The following is an 18,056-nucleotide window of genomic DNA, read 5'->3' on the forward strand; positions in this document are numbered from 1 at the left end:
CCCGCGCTGCACATCCCGGACACCAAGATCGCGCTGTCCAGCGCATCGGTCTACCCCGACAACACCGCGGTCGCCTTCGAGCTGGCGGCCAAGCTCGGCTACGACGGTGTCGAGGTGATGGTCTGGAACGACCCGATCAGCCAGGACCTGGACGGGCTGCGGGCGCTGTCCGAGCAGCACCGGATGCCGATCCTGGCGGTGCACGCGCCCTGCCTGCTGATCACCCAGCGGGTCTGGACCACCGATCCGTGGACCAAGCTCAAGCGGGCCAGGGCGGCCGCCGAGGCGCTGGGCGCGGACACCGTGGTGGTGCACCCGCCGTTCCGCTGGCAGCGCGGCTACGCGCGCGACTTCGTCCGCGGCATCGAGCGGATGGCGGGCGAGACGGCGGTGCGGTTCGCGGTGGAGAACATGTACCCCTGGCGCTACAAGGACCGCGAGGTGCTCGCCTACGCCCCCGGCTGGGACGTCACCGACGAGGCCTACCGGCACTTCACCGTGGACCTCTCGCACGTGGCCACCTCGCGGATCGACGCCTTCGCCATGGTCGACCGGATGGGGGACCGGCTGGCCCACGTGCACCTGGCCGACGGCACCGGCTCCGGCAAGGACGAGCACCTGATCCCCGGGCGCGGCAAGCAGCCCTGTGCCGAGTTGCTGGAGCGGCTGGCCCGCACCGGCTTCGACGGCCACGTGGTGCTGGAGGTCAACACCCGGCGCTCCGGCTCACCCGCCGAGCGCGAGGCGGACCTGGCCGAGGCGCTGGCCTTCACCCGGCTGCATCTGGCCACCGGCTCGCGCGTACTCTGACGGTACGAACGACCCCTGGAGGGACCGGTCATGACCGTCGATCAGCACCACGCGCACGCGTCGAGCTTCGGCTCGGTGGCCGCCGAGTACGACCGGGCCCGCCCTTCCTACCCCGGCGAACTGTTCGACGCCATCGAGGAGTTGACCGGTCGCCCGGTCAGCGGTGCGGATGTGCTGGACGTCGGCGCCGGCACCGGGATCGCCACCCGGCTGCTGCACGCGCGCGGCGCCCGGGTGATCGCGGTCGAGCCGACCCCCGGGATGGCGGCCCAGCTGCACCGGGTCAGTCCCGAACTGCCGCTGGTCAAGGGCGACGGCAACGAGCTGCCGTGCCACGACGCCAGCGCGGACCTGATCACCTACTTCCAGGCCTTCCACTGGACCGACCCCGAGCGCTCGCTGCCCGAGGCACTGCGGGTGCTGCGCCCGGGCGGCGCGCTGGCGCTGGTCTGGAACCTCAAGGACCGCTCGGTGCCGTGGCTGGGCGAGCAACTGGCCCGGCTGACCGCCGCGCTGCCGAACTTCCACTACTACGGCGAGATGAACGCTCTCACCGGGACGCTGGACGCCTACCCCTTCGAGCCGGTCACCACCCGCGAACTGCGCTGGGAGCGCCGGATCAGCGTCGAGGACGTGATCACCGACCTGCGCTCCAAGTCCTACTTCGCGGTGCTGGACGCGGCGGTGAAGGAGCCGGTGCTGGCCGCCGAGCGGGCCGCGCTGCTGGCCGCCTTCCCGGACGGCGAGGTCGTCGAGGAGTACCGCACCGAGCTGACACTGGCGTTCAAGCGGGCCTGACCGCGATGCGGACGGTGCGTCCGGCGGGCGGGACCGGGGCGTAGGCTCGGCTGTTACCTACCCCTGGGAATGGAGAGATCCCGTGCCCGAGCTGAAGTCCCGTACGGTCACCCACGGTCGCAACATGGCAGGCGCCCGCGCCCTCCTCCGGGCGGCCGGTGTAGCCCGGGAGGACTTCGGCAAGCCGATCATCGCGGTGGCCAACTCCTTCACCGAGTTCGTGCCGGGCCACACCCACCTGCAGCCGGTGGGCCGGATCGTCTCCGAGGCCATCGCCGCGGCCGGCGGCATCCCGCGCGAGTTCAACACCATCGCGGTGGACGACGGGATCGCGATGGGCCACCACGGGATGCTCTACTCGCTGCCCTCGCGCGACCTGATCGCCGACAGCGTGGAGTACATGGTCAGCGCCCACTGCGCGGACGCGCTGATCTGCATCTCCAACTGCGACAAGATCACCCCCGGCATGCTGATGGCCGCGCTGCGCCTCAACATCCCCACCGTCTTCGTCTCCGGCGGCCCGATGGAGGCCGGCCAGGCGGTGCTGGTGGACGGCACCGTGCGCAAGCTCGACCTGGTGAACGCGATCTCCGACGCCGTCAACGAGAACGTCTCGGACGCGGACATCGCGATCATCGAGGAGAACGCCTGCCCGACCTGCGGCTCCTGTTCGGGCATGTTCACCGCGAACTCGATGAACTGCCTGGCCGAGGCGATCGGTCTCGCGCTGCCCGGCAACGGCTCGACGCTGGCCACCCACACCGCCCGCAAGGCGCTGTACGAGGACGCCGGGCGCACCATCGTCGAGATCACCAAGCGGCACTACGACGGCGACGACTACTCGGTGCTGCCGCGGTCCATCGCCACCCGCGCGGCCTTCGAGAACGCGATGGCGCTGGACATCGCGATGGGCGGCTCGACCAACACGATCCTGCACCTGCTCGCCGCCGCCCAGGAGGCCGAGCTGGACTTCGACATGCGGGCGATCGACCAGATCTCCCGCCGGGTGCCCTGCCTGTCCAAGGTCGCGCCGAACGGCTCGTACTACATGGAGGACGTGCACCGGGCCGGCGGCATCCCGGCGATCCTCGGCGAGCTGTACCGGGGCGGGCTGCTGAACGAGGACGTGCACACCGTGCACAGCGACTCGCTCGCCGAGTGGCTGAAGACCTGGGACGTCCGCGGCGGCTCGCCCTCGCCGACCGCCGTCGAGCTGTTCCACGCGGCCCCCGGCTGCGTCCGCTCGGCCACCGCCTTCTCCCAGTCCGAGCGTTGGGAGACGCTGGACACCGACGCGGCCGGCGGCTGCATCCGCAGCGTCGAGCACGCCTACTCGCTGGAGGGCGGCCTGGCCGTGCTCTACGGCAACCTGGCCGAGGACGGCTGCATCGTGAAGACGGCCGGCGTCGACGAATCGATCTGGACCTTCTCAGGACCGGCCGTGGTGCTGGAGTCCCAGGAGGACGCGGTGGACGCGATCCTGACCAAGCGGGTCAAGGAGGGCGACGTGGTGGTGATCCGCTACGAGGGCCCCAAGGGCGGCCCCGGCATGCAGGAGATGCTCTACCCCACCTCGTTCCTCAAGGGCCGGGGCCTGGGCAAGGCGTGCGCGCTGATCACCGACGGGCGGTTCTCCGGCGGCACCTCCGGGCTGTCGATCGGGCACGCCTCCCCGGAGGCGGCCTCCGGCGGCACCATCGCGCTGGTCCAGGACGGCGACGTCATCTCGATCGACATCCCGGGCCGCTCGGTCCAGCTGGAGGTCTCCTTCGAGGAGCTGCACGAGCGCCGGCTGCGGCTGGAGGAGTCCGGCGGCTACCAGCCGGCCCACCGCGACCGTCCGGTCAGCGCGGCGCTCAAGGCGTACGCGGCGATGGCCACCTCGGCCGACAAGGGCGCGGTGCGGGACGTCAGCAAGCTGGGCTGACGGGCTCGGGCCGGCCGGGCACGGACCGACGGGCCGGGAGGGGCTCGGGGATACTTGAGGCGTGATCGACGACCGCACCGCCCCCGAGCCCATCCGCTTCTTCGGCACCAGCTGGGTGGAGCACGGCACCGACTACTGGCTGCGCCGGGTGGCGGTCTCGCTCGGCGCCTTCGCCACGGTGGTGGCGGGCGGGCTGGTGCTGCAGTTCGCGGTCGGCGGGGTGCGGATGTCCAAGGCCGGCGGCCTGGTCAACTGGCTGCTGCTGGCCGCCATCGCGGTCTGCTCGGTGCTGGCCGCGCTGCGCACCTGGAAGGTCCTCGCCGAGGGCCGCGATTCGCTGGACGGCTGGATGGCCGAGGACAAGTCGCTCGGCGCGGTCTGGCTCATCGGCTGCGTCGGCTCGGCGGCCGCGTACTTCTTCCGCAGCCTCACGGAGGCCCCGGGCGAGGGCGTCCGGCGGGCGCAGTGGGAACGCGAGACCGCCCGGCACGAGAAGCGGAAGGCCTCGGGTGGCGGGCGGCCGGGGAAGCGGAAGAAGCGGTAGCGGTCAGGAACGGCTGTCAGTGCGGCACTTCTGGTCGTCGGGCAGCGCCTGGCTGCGGTCGTAGGGGTCCATCGTCGGGCCGGAGCTCGGCGCCGCCCCGTCGATGTTCCCCGTCTGCGGGAACAGCGGCTCCAGCCAGCCGTCGCCAATCGCGCAGTAGTTGTTGCCCAGGAAGCTGTTGCCCTGCCCGAAGTACAGCTTGTGCGGCGACACGTTGAACTTGGCCGGGTCGTAGAAGACGAAGTCCTGAGTCCGGCGGACGATCTCGCGGGTGACCACGGCGTTGGGGTCCAGCGACAGCAGGGCCACGGACTGCGCGTTGCCGCCGCCGGTCGGCGACGCGCTGGGCACGCTGTTCGGATCGAACTGCTGCGGACCCGGCACCAGGGCGTAGACGAAGGTGTAGTCGGTGTGCACCAGCACCCCGTCGGGGTCGTCCTTGGCGGTGTCCGCCGCGAAGGTGATCCGGCCCTGGAGCTTGACCACGTTGCCGGCCGGGATCGCGGTCTTCGGGTTGAACCGGCTGATCCAGCTGGTCGGGTCGTTCGTCGGGCCGGGGTGGGCGAGCGAGTCCTTGAACGCGGCCAGCGACTTGCCACCCAGCAGGTCCAGCACCTGCTGCGGGGTCCCGCCCGACAGCACGGTCGGGTCGAGGTTCGACCCGACCAGGAAGTCCTTCACGAGCTTCAGCTGCCCCGCCACCTGGTCCTGCGAGAACACCCCGGTGGCCTGGGCCGGCGGCAGTACGACGGCGTCGGGGCCGGCGGGCCAGGCGTCGGCGGGCGAGCCCAGCCACGGCTGCGCCACGGTCGGGGTCTGCGGGTCCGCCGTGGAGGGCGCCGCGGTCGGCTGGGCGGTCTCCGGCGCCTGGGTGACCACGGGCACGGGGGGTGCCCCGGCCGCCGCCGACCCGGAGCCAGAGGACCCACCGCTGAAGTTGTTCACGTACCAGCTGTGCAGCCCATTGACGTTCAGCCCGGCGGCCACCACGGCTATCGCGAGCAGCACGAAGACCGGGGCCTGCCAGTTCCGCTTGGTGCGGCGCTTGTTGCCCCAGGGGTCCACGGGCGCGGCCCGGCGCTGGTACCAGCGGCGGCGGGTCTCGGTCGGCGGGCGCCAGGCCTGCTCCGGCTGGGGAGGCTCGCGTAGCCACTTGGCGGAGAGCATCCGGGCCCGGCCGGACTGCTCCTTGACGGTGGCACCCTTGACGAACTCCTCGTCGAGCACGAGGTCGGCGAACGGGTCCGGCTCCTCGCCGGGTGGCTGTGGTGGGTCTTCGGTGATCGACACGCGGTCAGTATGCAGAGGGTGAACGACAGTTCGCGCACCGGGCGGCCCCACTGAGATGCCCAGGTGCGCGAACTGTGCTGATATCTCCTCAGTTGCCCGGTCAGCGGGACCGACGGGCGCCCTTGACCGAGCCGACCACGCCGAGCACCACCAGCAGCAGGCCGGCCGGGAGCAGCGAGGTGAAGAACGCGCCGAAGATGCCCCAGCTGCCGAGCAGCGTCAGCGCCAGCGTGTTCAGCACCAGGAGGGCGCCGCTGAGCGGCAGCGCGGACTGCCAGGGGTTGGCGTCGGCCCAGCGTCGCAGCCGGCGGTCGCCGGTGTCCTTGCGCAGCCGCCCGCCGAGGCCGCCGACCAGGAAGAAGAAGAACAGGGCCAGGCCGACCGGGCCGGCCAGGATGCTCGTGGTCCAGTGGCCGGTCACCACGTCCACGGCCAGCGCTGCCCCGCCGACCACCGCGCCCACGGCCGTGGCAGCACGCCACGGACCGAGGGTGGCAGAGGCGACGGCCAGTTGACGGTTCTCGCGTCGCGACAGATCTCCGTGTTCCATGCCTCCACGGTGCTCCTCGCGGGGCCCGGGGGCCAGTAGCCACGGCCCTGAGTTTTCCCCTACTGGGCGCCTGGGGGTCCGGCCTGGCCGACCGGTGTCTGGGATTCGCTCAGGATCGGCCAGCCGTGGGAGTCGGCGTGCGCGGCCAGATCCGGGTCCAGGCCGACCACGCGGGGATTGCCGACCACGGCCAGGGTGCGCAGGCCGCCGCAGTGGTCGACGTAGCCGAAGCAGCAGGCGGGGTCGAGGCCGAGCAGGGTGATCGCCTCGATCACGGTCACCGGCGGGTGGCTCTCGGGCACGGTGGGCGGGTCGACCGGTTCGGGCAGCAGGACCAGGTCCGCGTCGACGCCCAGCGTCTCCAGGCTCAACGCAGCCGGGGTCGGCCTCTTGGGCTGGTCGCGGGAGAGCACCAGGACCACCAGGTCGCCGACCGAGCGGTGTCTGGCCGCCGCCGCGCGTACCGCCCGGCTGTGTCGCAGTGAGCTGTGTCTGCCTCCCAGATCGAAGAAAGCGGCGCGCATGGACTCCCCCATTTGATCCTCCCAGTGGCGCGAGATGTAAGGCCGAAGATATCGCTTCTTTTCGGCCGCTTGAGCGGCTGACCCCGGAGTTTAATTTCAGCTACGGAAGGTCACGAGAATCCTCAATAGTTGGGAGACAGCGTGACGGAGGGTCAGGTCTGAATTCCGGGGAGATCCGAATCGCCCCAATCGCACCAGGTCGGTGGATTGGCCCACAGTCGTCCCGAGCCGGCCGCCGGCGGGCGTGAATGAGTTTCAGGGGAATGGTCCGAAATTTCATGTCGTGGACCTGACATATCGTCTCGGAACCGCGCCGGTGACATGACGACAAGGCGGGCATTCGGTCACCGGCTTGACTCCCTCGTTGACACCATGTGACTCTTGCTGTTGAGTCTTTGCTGACAAGGGTCGCCGACGTGGGGGATGCGAGATGGGTGGCGAGCACATGGAGACCGTGGGGATCATCCTGGCCGGTGGGCGCGGCGAACGTGCCAAGCCGATCACGCTGGAGTCCGCGGACTACATCCGCAGCAAGGCGCTGATCCCTTTCGTCGGCCGTCGCCTCATCGAGTGGGTCGTCGACGCCTGCCGTGAGCAGGGCATCCGTCGCTTCTACGTGGTGGCCCAGGGGCTGGAGAACCGCAGCCAGATCATGCTGCTGCTCGGCCACGGCGAGCGATACGGCGTCGAGGTGCGCTACTCGCGGCCCAGCTTCGACCGGTACAACGTCGGCTCCGGTGCGGCCACCCTGCACAACCTGGAGGAGTGGGACCTCACCGGGCAGGCCCTGGTGCTGCCCGTCGACTCGATCTTCGACTTCTCGCTCGCCGAGCTGGCGGCCGCCCACCGGGCCGCCGACGCGGTGGTGACGGTGGCCGCGGTGGCCCGCACGCCGCAGGAGGTGGCCGGCAAGTACGGCGCGATGCGCACCGACGCCCGTGGCCTGGTCTCCGGTTTCGTGGAGAAGCCGGCGCTGGACCGGATCCACGAGCTCTTCCCCGAGGTGCGCCAGGACGCGGACGCGATGCTTCCCACGAACGCTGGGATGTACCTGGTGGACTGCGCGCGACTGCGCGAGGCCGCCCGGGAGCCGGAGCTGATGCGCCAGGCACAGCAGCGGCTCGACTGGGGCGGCGACCTGCTGCCCACCCTGGTGGAGCGGGGCCTGCCGGTGGCCGCGCACCGGATCGACAGACTCGGCGACCTCGGCAACGTCGAGGACTACCTGGTCACCCTCAAGGACGTGCTGGCCGGCGGCTATCCGCTGATGAACGAGCTGATGGCCGAGCCGGCCAGCGCCAGTCCGCGGTACTGGATCCACGAGACCTCGCTGGCCACCCGCGACGACATCACCGGCACCACGCTGGCGGACAAGATCGAGGCGGGCACCGTGGTGATCGGCCCCGGGGTCCGAATAGGCCGCCATGTCGCGGTCGGCAGCGACGTCCGGCTGGAGTACACCGACGTCGGCGACGGCGTCGAACTGCGTGCGGGGGCGCGGCTGAGCCGCAGCTCCTGCGGCGACGCCTCGGTGATCGGTCCGTATGCGCACATCAGCGACAGCTATGTCGGCCCCATGGTGGAGATCCAGTCGGACCGGGAGAACCCGGTCCGACTGGAGGATTTCTCGGCCATCGGGGACGGCGCCCAGCTCTGGCGGGGGTCCCGGCTCTCCGGGGTCAGCGTCTACCCGCGCCTGAGAGTCCCAATGATCGCGAACCTTCCTTCGGGCACCCGGCTGACCAGCTCGGACGACATCCTGCGATGGATCTGATCCGACCGGCGCACACCGGCGACCTGCCCGACGACTCGTCACCCGACGGCTGAGCAGAGGAGTGAAGGCGATGGACAATCCGGTGGTGGTGGTCGGCGGCACGGGACGCGTCGGCCGATTCATCGTGCAAGGGCTCCTGGAGCGCCGGGAGAGCGTGCGCGTCATCGGTCGAAGCGCGCACCGCGCCCGCCGGGAGCTGGCGCCGGGTGCGGTGTTCAGACAGGCGGACGTGCGCGCCCCGCAGACCTTGGGCGGTGCGCTGGCCGGCTGCTCGGCGGTGGTCTACGGCGTCGAGCCCGGTACCGAGCAGAGCGGGCCCGACCGGCCGGAGACCACCCTCTGCCACGGGGTGCGCAACGTCCTCAAGGCCGCCACCGCCGACGGCAACCGGCCGCACGTGGTGCTGATCAGCCAGCTGCACGCGACCCACCAGGGGCACCCGCTGAACGCCTACGGCCGCCTGCTCTCCTGGCGCTTCGCCGGCGAGGAGGCGCTGCGCGAGTCGGGGCTGCCCTACACCGTGGTGCGGCCCGGGTGGCTGATCGACGACCGCAGCGCCGGCCACCGGGTGCGGCTGCACCAGGGGGACCAGGGCACCGGGCAGGTGGCCCGGCGGGACGTGGCCGAGGCCTGCCTGCAGGCGCTGTACACGCCGGCCGCCCGCGGGGTGACCTTCGAGATCTTCAACGAGCCAGGGGTGCCGTTCCCGTCCTGGAGCGAGGCCTACGGCTCGCTCGCCTGGGACCGGACACCGGTGGCCTGAGCCTTCGGTGGTCCCGGTGTGCCGCGCCGAGGCCACCTTCTCCGCCCGCACCCGTGCGCGCGTCGGCGAAGCGGAGAGCAGCCCGGTCCTTCCCCCCATGGGGGGTGAGATCCGGGCGGAATCCACAATTCCGGGTGCATCATGGGGTAGGGAGTTGACAGAAGATATGACCAAGAGTCAGGCGACGACAGAAGTCCCGGTCGAAACACTGATGCGGGCCGAGGTGACGGCCGGGCATCCGCAGCCGCTGGGTGCCACCGTGGACGAAACCGGCGTGAACTTCTCGATCTTCTCCGAGCGAGCCACTCGGGTCGACCTGCTGCTGTTCGACAGCTACCACGCGCTGGCGCCGGCCCGGGTGATCACGCTCGATCCGGAAAACAATCACAGCTATCACTTCTGGCACTGCCATGTCACCGGTCTGCGGGAAGGACAGGTGTACGCGTACCGGATGGACGGTCCGCAGCAGGTCAAGGAGTCCGGCGCCAGGTTCAACCACCGAAAGGTGCTGCTCGACCCCTACTCGCGGGCGAACATCAACATCCTCTGGGACCGGGCCCGCGCGGTGGGCCACGAGGACAACTGCGCCTACGCGATGCGCAGCATGGTGGTGGACCTGGACTGCTACGACTGGGAGGGCGACGAGCCGCTGCGCCGGCCGCTGGCTGAGACGGTGATCTACGAGATGCACGTGGGCGGCCTGACCTCCTCGCCCACCGCCCGGGTGACCCACCCCGGCACCTTCACCGGCGTGGTCGAGAAGATCCCGTACCTCAAGGAACTCGGCGTGACCGCGGTCGAGTTGCTGCCGGTCTTCGACTTCGACGAGCGTCAGGTGCTGCGGGTCGGCCCGCACGGCACGCCGCTGCGCAACTACTGGGGCTACGACCCGTTCGGCTTCTTCGCCCCGCACAGCGACTACTGCTCCGACCCGTGCGGCTGCAAGCACATCGAAGAGTTCCGGGACATGGTCAAGGCGCTGCACAAGGCCGGCATCGAGGTCATCCTGGACGTGGTCTTCAACCACACCTCGGAGGGCAACGAGCACGGCCCCACGATCAGCTTCCGGGGCCAGGCCAACGAGGTCTACTACCACCTGTGGCCGCAGGACCGCCGGCACTACATGGACTTCACCGGCTGCGGCAACGCGGTCAACGCCAACCACCCGGCGGTGGCCAAGTTCATCATCGAGTGCCTGGAGTACTGGGTCACCGAGCACCACGTGGACGGCTTCCGCTTCGACCTCGCCTCCGAACTCTCCCGCGGCGCCGAGGGCTACGAGATGGAGACCCCGCCGGTGCTCTGGGGCATCGAGCTGTCCGGGATCCTCTCCGAGACGAAGATCATCGCCGAACCCTGGGACGGCGGCGGCCTCTACCAGGTCGGCCGCTTCCCCGGAAAGCGCTGGGCGCAGTGGAACGGGCCGTTCCGCGACGACATCCGGCGCTTCGTGCGCGGTGACGCGGGCCTGGTGGGGACGGTGGCCACCCGGATCGGCGGCTCCCGCGACCTGTTCAGCCGGCAGGGCGAACTGCCCACCAACAGCGTCAACTTCATCACCTGCCACGACGGCTTCACGATGAACGACCTGGTGAGCTACCACGGCAAGCACAACCACGCCAACGGCGAGGCCAACACCGACGGCAGCCACGAGAACTTCAGCTGGAACTGCGGGGTGGAGGGCGCCAGCGACGCGGACGAGATCGAGCGGCTGCGGGTGCGGCAGATCAAGAACCTGACGGCGATCCTGATGCTCTCCCGCGGCGTGCCGATGATCCTGGCCGGTGACGAGTTCCGCAACAGCCAGGGCGGCAACAACAACGCGTACTGCCAGGACAACGAGATCTCCTGGCTGGACTGGGAGCAGGCGGAGAAGGAGACCGAGGTCCAGGACTTCTTCCGTTCCATGATCGCGCTGCGCAAGCGCCACGCGACCCTGCGCCGGCCCCAGTTCTTCAGCGGCCGGCACAACGAGCGCGAGGTGCCCGAGGTCAGCTGGCACGGCACCAGGTTGGAGCAGCCCGGCTGGGAGGACACCGACGCCCGGGTCCTCTCCTTCACGCTGGGCGGTTTCGACGGCGATCCGGACCTGCACGTGATCCTCAACATGTACCACCTCGGTCTGGACTTCGAGCTCCCGCAGATCGCGGGACACCAGTGGCACCGGACGGTCGACACCGCCCGCGGCGCGGAGGCCGACGTGCTGGCGCCCGGTGCGGAGGAGCCCGTCACAGGCCACCTCTTCCACGCCCACGGTCGCAGCGTCGTCGTCCTGGTGGCGCTGCCCGACAACGGAGGCACCAATCGATGAGCGCACCCGACGTCCGACGGACCTACTCCGACAGCATCGCCGGATACATCACCTCCTACGAGCCGACGCATGACCGGTTCGGCCTGCGGACCACCGACGGGCGGGAGTTCACCATCCACCTGGATGGCGTGCTCGGCTCCCAGATCGTCCGCAACCTCGGCGACTCGCACCGCCGGGACACCAGTGGCGCCACCCGCGACCTGCTGGCCGAGGGCCGCTACGTGTTCGTCTACGGCCTCTTCCACCAGTGGGCCGGCGGCGAGCGGATCGACGCCCGCGAGCTGGTCTTCCCGGAGGAGCGGCGGGGTGCCTACGTCTTCGAGAAGCCGGGCTGGTGGGTCCAGCAGGCGGCCGAGATAGCCGACTTCTACCTGCGCGGCCACTTCCCCGACGGGGTGTACGACTGGCGCGGCTTCCGCACCCGGCTGACGCTGCACGGCACCCACGTGTCCGAGTACAGCGAGCAGGACCTGCGCCAGGAGACCGACACCATCTCCCGGCTGGTCTACGGCCTGGCCACCGCCTTCATGCTGACCGGCGAGGAGCGCTTCCTGGCGGCGGCCGAGTCCGGCACCGAGTACCTGCGCGAGCACATGCGGGTCTCGGACGAGCAGGAGGGCGTCGTCTACTGGTACCACGCCATCGACATCACCCCCGACGCCCAACGCAAGGTCTTCGCCTCGGAGTTCGGCGACGACTACAACGCGATCCCGATGTACGAGCAGATCTACGCGCTGGCCGGCCCGACCCAGACCTACCGGATCACCGGCGACCCGCGGATCCTGGACGACATCGACCGCACCGTGGCGCTGTTCCACAAGTACTTCAAGGACGAGGAACGGGGCGGCTTCTTCTCCCACCTCGACCCGATCACGATGGACCCGCGGTCCGACTCGCTGGGCCGCAACCGGGCCCGGAAGAACTGGAACTCGGTCGGCGACCACGCCCCGGCCTACCTGATCAACGCCTACCTGGCCACCGGGCGGCCGGACTTCGCGGAGCTCCTGGAGGAGACCGCCGACACCATCGCCAAGTACTTCCCGGACGAGCCCAACAGCCCGTTCGTGCAGGAGCGCTTCCACGAGGACTGGAGTCCCGACCGCACCTGGGGCTGGCAGCAGGACCGCGCGGTGGTCGGCCACAACCTCAAGATCGCCTGGAACCTCACCCGGATCCGGGCGCTGCGCGACAAGCCGGAGTACAGCCAACTGGCCGAGCGGATCGCGGAGATCATGCCGCCGGTCGGCAGCGACCAGCAGCGCGGCGGCTGGTACGACGTGGTCGAGCGGGTCCCCGACCCGGACAGCGGCGCCCACCGGCTGGTCTGGCACGACCGCAAGGCCTGGTGGCAGCAGGAGCAGTCGATCCTGGCCTACCTGATCCTGGCGGGCGTCACCGGGGACCCGGAGCACAAGCGGCAGGCGCGGGAGGCGGCGGCGTTCTACAACGCCTTCTTCCTGGACTACGACGACGGCGGCGTCTACTTCAACGTGCTCGCCAACGGCATCCCCTACCTGCTGGGCACCGAGCGGCTCAAGGGCAGCCACTCGATGGCCGGTTACCACGCGCTGGAGCTCTGCTACCTGGCGGCGACCTACACCAACCTGCTGGTCACCTCGCAGCCGCTGACCCTGCACTTCCGGCCGCGCCCCGACGCGTTCCCGGACGGGGTGCTGCGGGTGGCTCCCGACATGCTGCCGGAGGGCTCGGTCCAGATCGACCAGGTCTGGATCGACGACGAGCCGTACCAGGACTTCGACGCCAAGGCGCTGACCGTCAAGCTGCCGAAGAGCAGCGAGGCGCTGCGGGTGCGGGTGGTCGTCGAGCCGGCCGACCTGCGGCTGCGGATCTCCAGCGAGTTCGACGGCGAGACGGCGCACGTCCACCTGGAGGGGATCCTCGACCTCCAGGAGCTGGACAACTTCCGCCGCGGTTTCGGCGAGGCCCTCTCGGTCAACCCGCGCCGGGTGGAGTTCCACCTCTGCAAGGTCACCGAGATCAGCCGCCCGATCATCAACGAGCTGCTGTTCCAGCGGACCAAGATCGGCGCCGACGTCGACTTCGTCATCGTCGGCTCCGCCGAACCCGAGATCGCTCAGATGCTCATCGCGACCGACGCCTTCGTGCTCGACCCGGATCGCGCCTGCAACGACGAGTGACCACCCCTGCGCCACGCCGGTCCGCCCCGCCTCGGTGGGCGGGACGGACCGCGTGGCCCGAACGCCGAAGGACCCGCTGTGACCAAGGTTTCGCACCTCCGTGATCCGTTTGCGGGGGATCGGCAGGACGGAATCTCCGAGTACTGTCGAGACCTCTTCTCCTGCTTCGCCCGCTCCGACCAACGCCGCTGGGGCGAGGTCTACTTGCGGGGGCTGCTGCACGCCCCCGGACGGCGGACCCCGGCCAACATCACCGAGAAGGTGCTCGGCCACAGAGCGGTCCAGCCCATCCAGCAGTTCGTCAACCAGAGCACCTGGGCCTCGCACACCGTGCGCCGCTACCTCGCGGAGCGGGTGGCCGGCGCGGCCGCGCCCCAGGCGTGGGCCGTCGACGAGGTGGTGTTCCCGAAGAACGGCACCCGCTCGGCCGGCGTCGGTCGGCAGTTCGTCGGTTCGGCCGGCCGGGTGGTCAACTGCCAACTGGCGCTGGCCACCTCGCTGGTGCACCGCGGCGGCAGCCTGCCGGTCAACTGGCACCTGATGCTGCCCCGGCACTGGGACGAGGACCACGAGCTGCGCAACCAGGCCCATGTCCCGGCCGAGGAGCGACACCGCCCGCGCTGGAGCTACGTGCTGGAGTCGCTGGACGAGGTCCTGGAGTGGAACGTGCCGCCCGCCCCGGTGCTGGCCGACTGGACCTACGAGCCGCAGATCGAGGCCCTGCTGGTCGGGCTCGAGGACCGCAACGTCGGCTACCTCGTCGAGGTGGGTCCGAGCACCCTGCTGCCGGTGCGTCAACTGTCGGGCCGGGCACCGGGACAGCGCAACCCCGCAGTGGACGTGGCGCTCGCGCTGGGCGGCCGGGCCGAGCGGGTGGCGCTCTCCTGGCAGGACAGCCCGGCGGCGCGGACCCGGCACTCGCAGTTCATGGTGGTACCGCTCGGCGGCGGCCCGGTCGGCGCGATCGGTCGCCAGCCGCTGCGGCCGCGCCGGGCCGGCGGCTACCGGGTCCAGCGGCAGCTGGTGGTCGAGTGGCCGTTCGGCCGCCCCCGGCCGCGGACCTACTGGGTGACCAACCTGCCCGCCGACCGGCTGGCCGACACCGTCGCGCTCGCCGAGCTGCGGCACCACGTCGCGGTCAGCCAGGACCGGTTGCGGCAGAACTACGGGCTGGGCGACTTCGAGGGCCGCTCGTTCCGTGGCTGGCACCACCACGTGACGCTGGCCTCGGCCGCGCTGGGCTTCCACACCCTCCAGGAGCTGGGGGACGTGGCAGACCTGTCGGCGGAGCTGGCGGCGGCCGAACTGGACGACGACCAGCTGGAGGCCGAGCTCGAGGAGGGCCTGGAGGCCGAGCTGGAGGCCCAGTTGGAGCCGGACCTGGACCGGGCGGCGGAGCTCGCGGACGAACGCTAGGGCGTGCTACCGGCACGGCAGTGGGGGGGCCCCCCCCCGCGGGGGGGGGCCCCCCCCCCCGCGGGGGGGGGCCCCCCCACTGCCGTGCCGGCCCACCAGAAGGGCGCCTTCGGTGGGCACCGGGAGGGTGCGCACCGAAGGCGCCGTCGTGCTGGCGCGCCGGGTGCCGGTCAGCGCCAGAAGGCGTCGTTGCCGGTGGCGCCGTCGCCGAAGTAGGCCTCCTGGCCGGAGATCACCCGGCCGTTCTTCCAGTGCAGCAGCTGCATCAGGTCGGCGGCCAGCGCGCAGGAGCAGTCGGCACTCGAGCGGATGGCGGAGTTGCGGCAGAGGTAGGCGGCGATGTGCCCGTCGACCATGATCTGCTCCTCCTCCGACCTGAACGAGCCGCCGGAGAGGTCCCGGCGGCTCTGCACGTACCCGAGGAAGGCGTCGAGCCCCTCGTAGGTGCCGGCCAGCGGGTTGGCGCCGGGGACGGACCAGGTGAGGTCCTTGTCCCAGTACTGCTCGATGGCGGTGCGGTCGCCGCTGTCCAGGGCGGCGTAGGCGGCCTTGACGCGGCTGGCGGTGAGCTTGACCGCCAGTTCCTGCTCGGACAGGACGAGCCCGCCGCGCATCGTCTCCTCGGTCACCAGCTGGCCGCCCATCGAGACGGCGCCGGGCTTCATGTCCTCCACGGACACGTAGGTGAACTGCCTGGTCACCTCGCCCATGACGGTGACCAGCGCCTCGGTCATCTCCATGGTGATCTGGGACTTCTCCGCCAGGGTGGCGAAGCCTTCGATGAGATTGACCTTGATGATGGGCATGGATCCTCGATTCCTGACGGAGACGGTCCCCGCCCGGGGCGGGCGGGGACTCGGGATGAGGTGAGGTGAGGAGGGGAGAGGTCAGCCGATGACCTTGAGCACGACCTTGCCCTTGGCCTGGCCGGTTTCGATCAGCTCGTGGGCCTTGTCGGCGCGCTCCAGCGGCAGGACCTCGGCGATGATCGGCTTGATGGCGCCGGCCTCGATCAGCGCGGTGATGTCCTCCAGGTCGGTCCGGTCGCCCTCGACGGTCAGCGACACCGCGCGCAGCCCGAGCCGGGCGGCCTCGGCGAGCGTCTGCTCGTCGGGCGGCACCGGCAGCGAGACCAGCACGCCGCCGGGGCGCATGGTGCGCAGCGAGCGCAGCCCGTTGTCCCCGGCGACGGTGTCGACCACCACGTCGATGTCGTGGGCGAGTTCCTCGAACCGGACCTTGGTGTAGTCGTAGACCTCGTCGGCGCCCAGCTGTCGCACCAGGTCCTGCTGGGCGGTGCCCGCCGTGCCGCACACCCAGGCGCCGCGGGCCCGGGCGATCTGGACCGCGATGTGGCCCAGCCCGCCGGCCGCGCCGTGGACCAGGACCCGGGTGCCCGGGCCGGTCCGACCGACGCTGACCAGGCTCTGCCAGGCGGTCAGCGCCACCAGCGGGACCCCGGCCGCCTCCTGGTGGCTGAGCACCTCGGGCTTGCGGACCAGCTGGCGCGAGTCGGCCGTCACGTACTCGGCGTAACCAGCACCGCTCCGGGGGAAGTTGACCATCCCGTACACCTCGTCGCCGACGGCGAAGCGGGTCACGCCGGAGCCGATGGCCACCACCTCGCCGGAGACGTCCCAGCCGATGGTGAACGGCAGCGGCCCCTGGGTGCTCAGGATGCCGCCGCCGGCCCGGGTCTTGCAGTCGACCGGGTTGACGCCGGCGGCGTGCACCCGGACCAGCACCTCGGTCCAGAGCGGTTCCGGGCGAGGCACCTCCTCGATCTTGAGCACTTCGGGGCCGCCGAAGCTGTGCTGGCGGACCGCGCGCATGGTTTCGGGCATGTGGAGCTCCTCGTCCGAGATGGCAGTCGACCCCGACGGTCCGTCAGAAACCGTCCGGCGGGCGGGCAGGATCCGATCTGGTGTCGGCGGTGGCCTCGGGCATCGCCGACCTGGGGCTGACGTCGATGAAGTAGGACAGCGCCAGCGCGATGTAGCAGCAGATGCTGAGCGTCGCGCTGAACAGGGAGAGCAGCACAGCGGTGAGGTAGAGCAACGGCCCCACGCCGAACCGGATCCGGATCCGCCGGGCCTGGGCGGGTGAGATGTGGTCGCCCAGATGCCGGTGTCCGAGTGAGGCGTAGATCCACAGCGCGTTGAAGAACACCCCGCCGAGGATCAGCACGACCCCGTACAGTGCCGCGGCCACCTGCTCGCCGTGGCCGGTGCTCACCGCCTCCGCCAGGATCGCGGTGGGGAACGGGAGGAAGGCCACGGAGAGCAGGAGCAGCAGGTTCACGATCATCAGCGGCCGGTCGACCCTGACGATGTAGTGGAACATCAGGTGGTGGTTGAGCCAGATCATCCCGATCAGCATGAACGTGACCACGTAGGCGACGTAGGACGGCCACAGGTGGCCCAGCGCCGAGGCGAGCCCGGTGCCCGCCTCAAGGGGACCGGGCGGATGCACGTCCAGGATCAGCAGCGTTATGGCGATCGCGAACACGCCGTCGCTGAAGGCTTCCAGGCGCGCGGTCGTCATCACGGGAGGAGCCAGGCCCTCCGCCGCATCCCGGCCGGCCGGTTCGGCGGCGGTCACCATGGCGCGGTCTGGACGAACTCGATCAGGTGGTCCTCGACGTCGCGGACGAAGGCGACCCGGATCGCCAGCGGTGTCACGTCGACCGGTCCCACCACGGGCGGGACGCCCAACGCGGCCAGCCGCTCCAGGACGGCTTCGAGGTCGTCCACGTAGAAGGAGAGATGGCTCGGGCCCTGGACGGAGCCGTGCTCCGGCGGGTCTGCGCGGCGCAGCGACGCCGATCCGGTCCGCTCGGCGAGCTCCAGGCGCAGCGTGCCGCTGCCGACGAAGGCCACCCGCTCGCCCCGCTCGGGCATGTCGAGCCGGTTGACCAGAGCGAATCCGAGGATGCGCTGGTACCAGTCGATGGCGCGGTCGATGTCGGCGACGACCAAGCAGCTCGACATCGTCGTGATCCGGTCCGCCACCTGCTGCTGCGTCAATTCGGTGGACATTGATCCTCCGGGGACATGAAAAAGCGGCACCGCGGCGCGACAGCGATCGCCCGAGCGCCACTCACAGGTTTCGACAGCCTAGAGTATTGACTGTTCGATTGACAATGATTGACTCTAGCGGTTTTCTGGTGAGGCGTCACCTCGTTCCACTC

Annotated in this window: 16 protein-coding genes; 9 read left to right on the plus strand and 7 right to left on the minus strand. The window is 70.5% G+C overall.

Annotation, left to right across the window (positions count from 1 at the left end):
- Window positions 1–6 precede the first annotated feature (6 nt).
- From ABH937_RS07740 to ABH937_RS07755, 4 genes are all read left to right on the plus strand, one after another.
- On the plus strand, window positions 7–810 hold the full coding sequence (locus ABH937_RS07740; protein WP_280688684.1) for a sugar phosphate isomerase/epimerase: 804 nt from the start codon (window positions 7–9) through the stop codon (window positions 808–810).
- A 30-nt stretch (window positions 811–840) separates the two neighbouring features.
- Window positions 841–1,608, plus strand: coding sequence for a class I SAM-dependent methyltransferase (locus ABH937_RS07745; protein ID WP_370217665.1), 768 nt, complete (start codon window positions 841–843; stop codon window positions 1,606–1,608).
- An 82-nt stretch (window positions 1,609–1,690) separates the two neighbouring features.
- Window positions 1,691–3,535 (plus strand): dihydroxy-acid dehydratase, encoded by a 1,845-nt coding sequence (gene ilvD / locus ABH937_RS07750; protein ID WP_280688125.1) that lies wholly within the window; start codon window positions 1,691–1,693, stop codon window positions 3,533–3,535.
- A gap of 61 nt (window positions 3,536–3,596) precedes the next feature.
- Window positions 3,597–4,079: a hypothetical protein gene (locus tag ABH937_RS07755; protein ID WP_280688123.1), complete on the plus strand. Its 483-nt coding sequence runs from the start codon at window positions 3,597–3,599 to the stop codon at window positions 4,077–4,079.
- Window positions 4,080–4,082: 3 nt separating this feature from the next.
- Here ABH937_RS07755 and ABH937_RS07760 read toward each other — a convergent pair whose 3' ends face one another.
- The 3 genes from ABH937_RS07760 to ABH937_RS07770 all read right to left on the minus strand — a co-directional run bounded on the left by ABH937_RS07760 (window position 4,083) and on the right by ABH937_RS07770 (window position 6,455).
- Window positions 4,083–5,369, minus strand: a complete 1,287-nt coding sequence (locus tag ABH937_RS07760) for a hypothetical protein (RefSeq protein ID WP_370217667.1) — start codon at window positions 5,367–5,369, stop codon at window positions 4,083–4,085.
- A gap of 100 nt (window positions 5,370–5,469) precedes the next feature.
- Window positions 5,470–5,919, minus strand: a complete 450-nt coding sequence (locus ABH937_RS07765) for a hypothetical protein (protein WP_280688119.1) — start codon at window positions 5,917–5,919, stop codon at window positions 5,470–5,472.
- Window positions 5,920–5,978: 59 nt separating this feature from the next.
- Window positions 5,979–6,455 carry a hypothetical protein gene (locus tag ABH937_RS07770; protein ID WP_280688118.1) on the minus strand — a complete coding sequence of 159 codons (477 nt, stop codon included), beginning with the start codon at window positions 6,453–6,455 and terminating at the stop codon, window positions 5,979–5,981.
- 418 nt (window positions 6,456–6,873) lie between these two features.
- Between ABH937_RS07770 and ABH937_RS07775 the strand changes: the two genes are divergently transcribed.
- The 5 genes from ABH937_RS07775 (at window position 6,874) to ABH937_RS07795 (ending at window position 14,866) form a co-directional block, all read left to right on the plus strand.
- Entirely contained in the window at window positions 6,874–8,217 is a 1,344-nt protein-coding gene (locus ABH937_RS07775) for an NDP-sugar synthase (protein ID WP_280688117.1), read from the plus strand.
- Window positions 8,218–8,287: 70 nt separating this feature from the next.
- Complete coding sequence (locus ABH937_RS07780; RefSeq protein WP_280688115.1) at window positions 8,288–8,980, plus strand: NAD(P)H-binding protein; 693 nt, start codon at window positions 8,288–8,290, stop codon at window positions 8,978–8,980.
- A gap of 166 nt (window positions 8,981–9,146) precedes the next feature.
- On the plus strand, window positions 9,147–11,291 hold the full coding sequence (gene glgX, locus ABH937_RS07785) for a glycogen debranching protein GlgX (RefSeq protein WP_370217669.1): 2,145 nt from the start codon (window positions 9,147–9,149) through the stop codon (window positions 11,289–11,291).
- On the plus strand, window positions 11,288–13,450 hold the full coding sequence (locus ABH937_RS07790) for an AGE family epimerase/isomerase (protein WP_280688110.1): 2,163 nt from the start codon (window positions 11,288–11,290) through the stop codon (window positions 13,448–13,450). Before glgX ends, ABH937_RS07790 begins: the two co-directional genes overlap by 4 nt.
- 78 nt (window positions 13,451–13,528) lie before the next feature.
- Entirely contained in the window at window positions 13,529–14,866 is a 1,338-nt protein-coding gene (locus tag ABH937_RS07795) for an IS701 family transposase (RefSeq protein ID WP_280688109.1), read from the plus strand.
- 170 nt (window positions 14,867–15,036) lie between these two features.
- On the opposite strand, the gene ABH937_RS07800 is transcribed toward ABH937_RS07795, so the two are convergent.
- From ABH937_RS07800 to ABH937_RS07815, 4 genes are all read right to left on the minus strand, one after another.
- Window positions 15,037–15,672 carry a nuclear transport factor 2 family protein gene (locus ABH937_RS07800; RefSeq protein ID WP_280688108.1) on the minus strand — a complete coding sequence of 212 codons (636 nt, stop codon included), beginning with the start codon at window positions 15,670–15,672 and terminating at the stop codon, window positions 15,037–15,039.
- Window positions 15,673–15,753: 81 nt separating this feature from the next.
- Window positions 15,754–16,710 carry an NADP-dependent oxidoreductase gene (locus tag ABH937_RS07805; protein ID WP_280688106.1) on the minus strand — a complete coding sequence of 319 codons (957 nt, stop codon included), beginning with the start codon at window positions 16,708–16,710 and terminating at the stop codon, window positions 15,754–15,756.
- Window positions 16,711–16,753: 43 nt separating this feature from the next.
- Entirely contained in the window at window positions 16,754–17,410 is a 657-nt protein-coding gene (locus ABH937_RS07810) for a TMEM175 family protein (protein WP_280688104.1), read from the minus strand.
- A gap of 53 nt (window positions 17,411–17,463) precedes the next feature.
- Window positions 17,464–17,904: a VOC family protein gene (locus ABH937_RS07815; RefSeq protein ID WP_370217670.1), complete on the minus strand. Its 441-nt coding sequence runs from the start codon at window positions 17,902–17,904 to the stop codon at window positions 17,464–17,466.
- Window positions 17,905–18,056 lie beyond the last annotated feature (152 nt).

Origin of the sequence: Kitasatospora sp. GAS1066B (assembly GCF_041262605.1) — a bacterium.
In the GTDB taxonomy this organism is placed as follows: Bacteria; Actinomycetota; Actinomycetes; order Streptomycetales; family Streptomycetaceae; genus Kitasatospora.